This window comes from Acinetobacter sp. AG1, assembly GCF_001005525.1.
Lineage (GTDB): Bacteria > Pseudomonadota > Gammaproteobacteria > Pseudomonadales > Moraxellaceae > Acinetobacter > Acinetobacter modestus.
Genome location: NZ_LBMZ01000056.1, coordinates 1 through 7,848, shown reverse-complemented (window position 1 = coordinate 7,848; position 7,848 = coordinate 1). Strand labels below are relative to the sequence as shown.

The window sequence follows — 7,848 nt, the reverse complement described above, 5'->3', positions numbered from 1 at the left end:
ATTAGTGACGACGGCTTTGAACCAACTTGAACAGATTCAAGGGCAATATGCGTTGTGTTCGATGTGTATCGGTGTGGGACAAGGCATCGCTCTCATTATTCAACGGCTGGAGCAAGATTAAGGAATACGATATGCCAATTTTTCAATCAAAAGATGTGAATATTAATTATCAAACATTTGGTGATCCAAATTCCCCTGCTCTAGTGTTCTCAAATTCCCTTGGAACAAACTACGGCATGTGGCAAAAGCAATTTAATTATTTTAAAGATCGCTTTTTTGTTATCTGCTATGACACTCGGGGTCACGGTTCATCATCTACACCAACTGGTTCTTACACTTTGCAGCAGTTAGGTGAAGATGTGATTGCATTACTTGATCATTTGAAAATTGAAAAAGTTACCTTCTGTGGAATATCTATGGGAGGACTAACAGGACAATGGCTAGCCATTCATTATCCTGAACGATTTAGCCATGTCATTATTGCCAATAGCGCAGCAAAAATTGGAAAGGAACAAGCATGGCTAGATCGTGCCAAACTAGTACATGAGCAAGGTTTAGAACCAATTGCTGCAACAGCAGCATCGCGTTGGTTTACAGATCCCTTTATCCAAAGTCATCCTACAGTTATAAATAACCTATGTAACGACTTAAGTGCTGGCAGCACAGCAGGTTATGCAAATTGTTGTGAGGCTTTGGCTAAAGCGGATGTCCGTGCGGAGTTAAAATATATTTCTATTCCCACCTTGATTATAGCGGGTATACAAGATCCGATAACCACTGTGGAAGATGCAAAATTAATGCTATTAAATATTCCAGATGCTGAGTTAGTAGAAATTAATACCTCTCATATCTCAAATATAGAACGAGAAAATGAATTTAATAAGCTAATCGATAAATTTATATAAAATACCTTTTTAAATAAAAGCAGAGTTTCAATACTCTGTTTTTTGTCGTTCATAATTTTTAATAAAATATAAAAACAATAATACCTTAATGACATAAACATATATCAATTAAGTTTTTGACTATAAGCATACAACAAAATAACTTAAATACTAAATAACACTACGCTTCACAAATTGGAGGTGAAGAATGTATATGGAAAAAGTTAACATTAACGAAACGATTGATAATGCCAAATTTAATCTATTTCACTGGAAAGTTTTAATTTGGTGCTTATTAATTATTATATTTGATGGTTATGATCTCGTTATTTATGGGGTTGCATTACCATTATTAATGCAACAATGGTCTTTAACAGCAGTTCAGGCAGGTTTACTCGCGAGTGCAGCATTATTCGGCATGATGTTTGGTGCGATGATTTTTGGCACGCTTTCAGATCGATTAGGACGCAAAAAAACAATCATGATTTGTGTAAGCTTATTTAGTGGCTTTACATTTATCGGTGCATTTGCAAATAATCCTGTAGAGTTCGCAATTTTACGTTTTATTGCAGGTCTAGGTATTGGCGGCGTAATGCCAAATGTGGTTGCCTTAATGACCGAATATGCGCCTAAGAAAATTCGCAGTACTTTAGTCGCAATTATGTTCAGTGGGTATGCCATAGGTGGAATGACATCTGCATTGTTAGGTGCTTGGTTAGTCAAAGATATGGGCTGGCAAATCATGTTCATGATCGCAGGTATTCCCCTGTTATTATTACCGATCATATGGAAATTTTTGCCAGAATCCTTAGCATTCCTCATCAAGTCTAAGAATAATCAACAAGCAGAACAGATTATTGCAAAACTCAATCCCAACACCGAGATTAACTCAAAAACACAGCTCATCTTTAATGAAAATATCCATACGGAAGCCCCTGTCCGAGCACTATTCCAAGATGGTAGAAGTTTTAGCACTTTTATGTTTTGGATCGCATTCTTCATGTGTTTACTTATGGTGTATGCATTAGGGAGCTGGTTACCAAAACTCATGCTACAAGCAGGTTATTCACTAGGTGCAAGCATGCTATTCCTCTTTGCGTTAAATATTGGTGGCATGATTGGTGCAATTGGGGGCGGTGCTTTAGCAGATCGATTCCATTTAAAACCCGTCATTACTTCAATGTTTGTAATCGGAGCTGCTGCCTTAATACTATTAGGATTTAACAGCCCTCAAATTGTTCTCTATAGCCTAATTGCTTTAGCAGGTGCAGCAACGATTGGTTCTCAAATCCTTCTTTATACTTTCGTCGCACAATTTTATCCAACTACTGTTCGCTCAACAGGTATGGGGTGGGCATCAGGTATCGGTCGTATAGGTGCAATCATTGGTCCTGTGCTTACAGGTGCATTGCTCACTTTTGAACTACCTCATCAAATGAACTTCTTAGCTATTGCGATTCCTGGTGTGATTGCTGCATTCGCGATCTTCCTCGTAAATCTTAAAGTCGCGGTCAATGTACCTGAAAGTTCAAAATCAACACTTCAAACACAAGCTTCAGTCAATCAGCAATAAACAAAACTGCGCCGAGGATTGGCGCAACCCAAATCAAAATGGAAATTAAAAAATGCATACGTTTAAATGTAATAAGCTTATTTTGTCCACTATTTCGCTCATAGGTGGATTAGTTTCAACTTCACTTTGGGCTGATAATGTAAGCGCTAAAGAAGAATGGAAATTTACCTTAAAAAATGCCTACATCAATCGTAATTTTGAGAATGAAGCACTAAAAGATACTGGAAGTTGGTCTCAAGCTGCCTCTTTGTTTTATAACTCACGAATGCTTGAGACACCAATGAATATTGCCGCAAAACCTTTGACAATCGGTGTGGATGCTTCCGTTCAATATGCTGTTAGATTAAGTTCAGATAAACATGTGGCTGATACAATATTACCATTTGACAAAGTGACTCAATCACAAGCTTCCGATTATTTAAAACACAGCGCCACTTTAAAATTAGGTTATGACCGAACCTTGTTAAGTGTTGGTGAGCTTTGGTTAGACTTACCTGTTACTGCCGTTGATAGCAGTCGTCAGCTCTTAACATCTTATTGGGGTGCAAACCTTAAGTCACAATTAACTGATCAACTTTACACAGAAATAGGTCGTGTTGAAAAAGTATTCCCTCGTAATGAAGAAGATTTTCGTAAATTCTCTTTTACTTCAAATGGAAAAACTGAATACTCGGATGGCTTAAATTATATTGATTTACGTTATCAGTTCTCCCCTGATTTAAAGGGAGAATATTATTATGGCAACATGGAGGATTTATATAATAAAAATTATTTGGGTTTGGAACATAATTTAAAAGGTAAAAATTATGTACTTAATTCAAAATTTAAATATTTTAATGCTCAAGAAGATGGAAATAATTTTAATATTGATGCACAAAATATTGGCTTACTTGAGACATTAAAAGTAAAAAACCATACATTAGGATTAGGTTATCAACAAATTATAGGTGAATCTGCCTATCCATTACCAGATGGCTTTCTTCCTGAAACATATTTCATTAATTGGAATGCGACTGGTTTTTTCAAAAAAGATGAGAAATCATATCATTTTATTTATGGTTATAATTTTAAAGATTATATCCCCGGATTTAATGCAGCTATAAAATATGTTTATGGTAATAATTTTGAAACGTCTGATGGTAAAAAAAATCATGAAAGTGAGTCAAATATTATTTTAAACTATAATTTTCAACAGCCCTATCTTAAAGGCTTAGCATTACAATATATTCGTATTGATTATGATGTAAAGCATGGAAACAACTTTGGTGAAGATCGTTTGTTTGTAAACTACACGCATAAATTCTAATATTTTGGAAGCTACTAAAAATAAAATTAAGATTCTGTAAAAGAAATCATCAACTTGACTATTATTATGGAATGGTAAGTGTAGGAAGTGGGCTATTAGCTTTCTTTCTACCTTATCAAATTTTAATTCAATATTTCTAATTACAAATGAAGCAAATATTCTCTAATCTATATTCACTTACGAATTAGAAAAGTCTCTAAATTATAAAATTGATTCTATTTTTGATAAAGTAGTTTTATATAAAAAGACCACGTCAAGGGGATGACGTGGCGAAAAACTGAAATATGTAAAACTAAATGCACACAGCATATAATCAAGCTATGTATTAACTTTTCGCAATGTTATCGAGTAGTTCTGGTTCCAACATAAAAAAATCTCGTCCAAAATTTTCCAATGGAATATCGGAAAGGTTAATTTGATACTCAATATCTCCGTTAAAAAAACTTTGAGATTTTTGTATTGAACGTTCCCAACCGAATTCCTTACCACATTGCTTGAGCAAATATTGATAAACCTTTGCATCATTGACTCTTAACAAGAATGCGTCATCAGATAACTGATGTATCGAGACATTTTCGGAATATTGCACATCAATCATGATCTACCTCCTAGAATGAATGAGCAAGTGAATATTAGTTATCATTATAGATAATTGCTTCTTATTCAACCATTTTTTAATATTTATTTATAGTTATTAAATATTTAAGTCATATTTTTGACATAAACAACAACACTGGAAGTGATGTGGCGAAAATTGTCACTAATGCTAGCTTTCTTTTCTGTCAAATTATTAGCTATAAAGAGTAGGTCTTTAGCTAGATGAGATCAAATTTATGGTTGTCTAATACATAAAACGGCATTGATTAGATCTTGATCTATAAATTTGACAACCTGATTGGACAAACGGAAATCATGCTGATAAGTAAGCATACAGATAAGCAATATAAAAGACTACTGTATTCACATTTCAAAAATCACCCACACCTAAAACGTTTGATGGAAAATTAAAGACTTGTGTTTGTATACGATAGCTTTCTACACGATTAATCAACATTTCCTGAAAACAATCGATTTTAACTTTAGGATTGTTTTCAATACAGATCGACTTGACCAAAGGTCGATAATCACGGTGAATCGAGTCTGCTTGCCACTGCCATGAGCTACATGCTGAGCAAAGTACTCCCCCCAACAACGGTAGAATTAATTTCTTATTTTTCATATAAAAAGTGGCATATTTAAAGACAGCAGAATTATAACGTGATGAACGATCAATTCAAGCATTAAGCTTATCTCACTCCACCTAATAACAGTAGAGTGAGATAAACTGGTTTATGAGCAAGTTGAACAAATCTCACTTAAAATCATTAACCAACCAGTTTGGCATTGCGCCCTACAAGGGCTCAACGAGACAATATACCGCAAGCTGGAGCTGCAACTCCACTAATAGCTCCAAATTCAGAATTCTTTTTTAAATAACGCCAACCACAGTAATGCAAAAAAATACTTAGGATTTTCTATTGGTTCAAATGGCATATTAAGTTGACCTAATATTATTTGATAATCAAAATCACTTGACGACAATACTTTTGATAAGCTTGATTTAATTAAATCTTTTGAATGCATATCTAGATCGTCATAAGTAGAAACACAAATTTGATTAAAAATTCTTAAAAGTTGTTCATCATTAGAGGGATCTATGCTTTGTAGATCTCTCCACTCCTTATCATCAAGCATTTCATAATCGAAATCTTTAATGAGAGTAATTATTGCAGATATTTCTCTGTTATTTATCATTTCTAAAACTCCTAATTACTGACCCAATATTGGAAAGGCTGTTACTGGTTGAGCATTTCTAAACCAAACTTGTACAGTTAATGAAGTATCATAGACTCCACTACCGCCATAATATCCCTCACCAGCTTGTGATCCAAATCTAATTGGCGATTCTGCAAGAACTTTGCTGCCTGTTCTTTTGTAAATTGCAGTAGCTCGCTCGATTGCATTAATTTGATCACGATGACTCAAAAATCTAGTTGAATTAGGCGTTGCCAAGTTACCATCTCTGCGATACCTTGGTTGTTGTGTTACTGGATCAATACCATTCACTGCCCTCTCATACTGTTGCTGAAGAGTGGTTTGAGCTCCATGTCTTCCTTTAAAATGAGCATTTGGGATTGATTGCTCTAAAGAATCTAATCTTTGGGCAGCTATTGATTCCAATCTATCATTAATAATCGCTCTACGATCCTCTATTGATATATGACCATATTTCTGACGGAGAATTTCACCATAACTTAAATCTGTATTACTACCTGAAATAATTGGCGTCCTAAACTCAAGAGGCAACCCACTATTCACCCGACCAGCACTGGTATCAAAATATATAGGGGATTGTAAATTCACATTATATTTGGAGCCTGCAAATACAGCCAATCCACCGAAAGCTGGGGCAGCAGCCCCACCAATGCCTCCAGATAATGCTATTTGACCAAAATCATATTCTGAGCGTCCAGTCAAACCATCACTCATACCGAAACTTATACGCTCTGAAGTTTGTACACCAGCATCCATGAGCACACCTGAACCTGCTCCTGCTATAGCTAATCCACCATAATATTGAGCTGTTCTACCTACACCTATCCTTGCAAGCGCCGCTCCCCCAACAGCTCGAATAGTATTAAATGATCCGCCTGTTGCTAAAGTTACTGCCCCTCCAACCCCAGCTTCTGTCATATTAGCATTACGCATCGCATCAAATGAGAGTTGCCCCTGTCTCACTTGTAACAAGCGTTGGTCACTTCTATTTAATAATCCAAATGAAAATGCTTCACCAGCTTTAAATAAAATTTGTTGACCTACATATTTGGCTGCATCAATAAAACCACCTGAATATTTTGCACTTTCTGCACGCTCAGCCCATGTTCGTCGATTATATGCAGCACTTATATCTGATTCACGTTGCAACATTACTTTTTGTTCAACTCGTGCTAAAGCAGCACTCATATTATAAGTACTATTCAGACCACCAAGAGCATAAATAATATTTGGATTATTATCTGTTGCCTTATAATGCAAAGTTGGCAATATAACTTTGCCATCAGCATTATAAACCGTTGTGTTACCGTTACCCCAACCAAACATATCAACAACATTATTTATTACATCAGATACACTATCTTTTGCGCTATAATACGCATTCTCAATCTTATCTAAAATTGATTCATCTGGCTGATAATTTATATTGCTATCAGCAGCATATCCTGACCCTATTTGATCGTTAGAACCCACAATTGAAACTAATTTAGCTCCTTCCATTCCTTCTACGTTACGATAGTGGGCTAGAATAGATTCATTTAAATAATCAGGTCGTTTATTATTAGCGACTGAGCTCGTCTTGGCATTTTCCCCAAACTGTCTGCCTACCGTATTCGCAATCGCTGCCATTGAAACATTCAAATAATCTGGTCTAGACCCGCCAAACCACTTATCTTCTATCGTTACGGCTGCATTCGCACTCGCTAATGAATAGGCGTAAGGACTGGCTGTTTTTCCTAAAGCATTAAATGCTCCTGATTTACCTAAACTTGCCCCTGCCATTGAACCTATAACAGATGAACCTAATGCAGCCCAGCTAAAACTTTGGCTATTGCCAAACACCTGATTCGCAACATAGTTTGAACCATAACTCACTGCACCTGTATATGCTCCAACACCTACAGCTTGTGTCCAAGTTGCTTTAACACCGTTTACACCATTTACCGCATTGATCGCATTATTTGCTGTTTGAGCCCAACTATAACCTTTAGAAGCGAGTTGCCCGATTCCCGCACCAACACCTGCAGTTAAACCTGCCGTTAAAGCTGAAACTCCAACTTGTGACCATGAAAAATGATCAACAACTCCCATGGCTTTACCAGCGAGTTGAGATACTGCACTACCTACGGCTGCTCCAATTGCGGCTGAACCTATTCCACCACCAGCCAAAGCAGCTGTTCCCGCTGCAAATAAACTACCACTTGCACCACCTAAATATACAGCAGCAGCCCCCGCGGTATAAATCGTCGCAACCACCGCCACAATAATCA

General features: G+C 36.2%; 8 protein-coding genes. 4 read left to right on the top strand and 4 right to left on the bottom strand.

Translation table 11 applies throughout. From position 1 onward, the window contains the following. From AAV96_RS17860 to AAV96_RS00845, 4 genes are all read left to right on the top strand, one after another. Positions 1-121, top strand: a 121-nt coding sequence (locus tag AAV96_RS17860) for a hypothetical protein (protein WP_155857109.1), incomplete at its 5' end; no start/stop codon positions are given. Positions 122-131: 10 nt separating this feature from the next. Next, positions 132-905 carry a 3-oxoadipate enol-lactonase gene (pcaD, locus tag AAV96_RS00855; protein WP_046737943.1) on the top strand — a complete coding sequence of 258 codons (774 nt, stop codon included), beginning with the start codon at positions 132-134 and terminating at the stop codon, positions 903-905. A gap of 187 nt (positions 906-1,092) precedes the next feature. Further along, complete coding sequence (locus tag AAV96_RS00850; protein ID WP_046737942.1) at positions 1,093-2,457, top strand: aromatic acid/H+ symport family MFS transporter; 1,365 nt, start codon at positions 1,093-1,095, stop codon at positions 2,455-2,457. A 52-nt stretch (positions 2,458-2,509) separates the two neighbouring features. Next, complete coding sequence (locus AAV96_RS00845; protein WP_046737941.1) at positions 2,510-3,763, top strand: OprD family outer membrane porin; 1,254 nt, start codon at positions 2,510-2,512, stop codon at positions 3,761-3,763. A 325-nt stretch (positions 3,764-4,088) separates the two neighbouring features. Here the strand turns inward: AAV96_RS00845 and AAV96_RS00840 are convergent, their stop codons facing one another. The 4 genes from AAV96_RS00840 to AAV96_RS18200 form a co-directional block, all read right to left on the bottom strand. After that, complete coding sequence (locus AAV96_RS00840) at positions 4,089-4,361, bottom strand: hypothetical protein (protein ID WP_004662783.1); 273 nt, start codon at positions 4,359-4,361, stop codon at positions 4,089-4,091. 369 nt (positions 4,362-4,730) lie between these two features. Then, the gene (locus AAV96_RS00835) at positions 4,731-4,982 is read right to left on the bottom strand and encodes a hypothetical protein (protein ID WP_227505811.1); all 252 of its coding nucleotides are present in this window, start codon (positions 4,980-4,982) and stop codon (positions 4,731-4,733) included. A 236-nt stretch (positions 4,983-5,218) separates the two neighbouring features. After that, the gene (locus AAV96_RS00830) at positions 5,219-5,557 is read right to left on the bottom strand and encodes a hypothetical protein (protein WP_046737940.1); all 339 of its coding nucleotides are present in this window, start codon (positions 5,555-5,557) and stop codon (positions 5,219-5,221) included. 15 nt (positions 5,558-5,572) lie between these two features. Beyond that, on the bottom strand, positions 5,573-7,848 hold a 2,276-nt coding region (locus tag AAV96_RS18200), incomplete at its 5' end, for a hypothetical protein (protein WP_046737939.1).

What these genes read in the sequence shown, in the direction of transcription:
- AAV96_RS00830 (WP_046737940.1), bottom strand. Translation starts at nt 5,557, where the DNA reads ATGATAAATAACAGAGAAATATCTGCAATAATTACTCTCATTAAAGAT.
- pcaD (WP_046737943.1), top strand. Translation starts at nt 132, where the DNA reads ATGCCAATTTTTCAATCAAAAGATGTGAATATTAATTATCAAACATTT.
- AAV96_RS00835 (WP_227505811.1), bottom strand. Translation starts at nt 4,982, where the DNA reads ATGAAAAATAAGAAATTAATTCTACCGTTGTTGGGGGGAGTACTTTGC.
- AAV96_RS00845 (WP_046737941.1), top strand. Translation starts at nt 2,510, where the DNA reads ATGCATACGTTTAAATGTAATAAGCTTATTTTGTCCACTATTTCGCTC.
- AAV96_RS00850 (WP_046737942.1), top strand. Translation starts at nt 1,093, where the DNA reads ATGTATATGGAAAAAGTTAACATTAACGAAACGATTGATAATGCCAAA.
- AAV96_RS00840 (WP_004662783.1), bottom strand. Translation starts at nt 4,361, where the DNA reads ATGATTGATGTGCAATATTCCGAAAATGTCTCGATACATCAGTTATCT.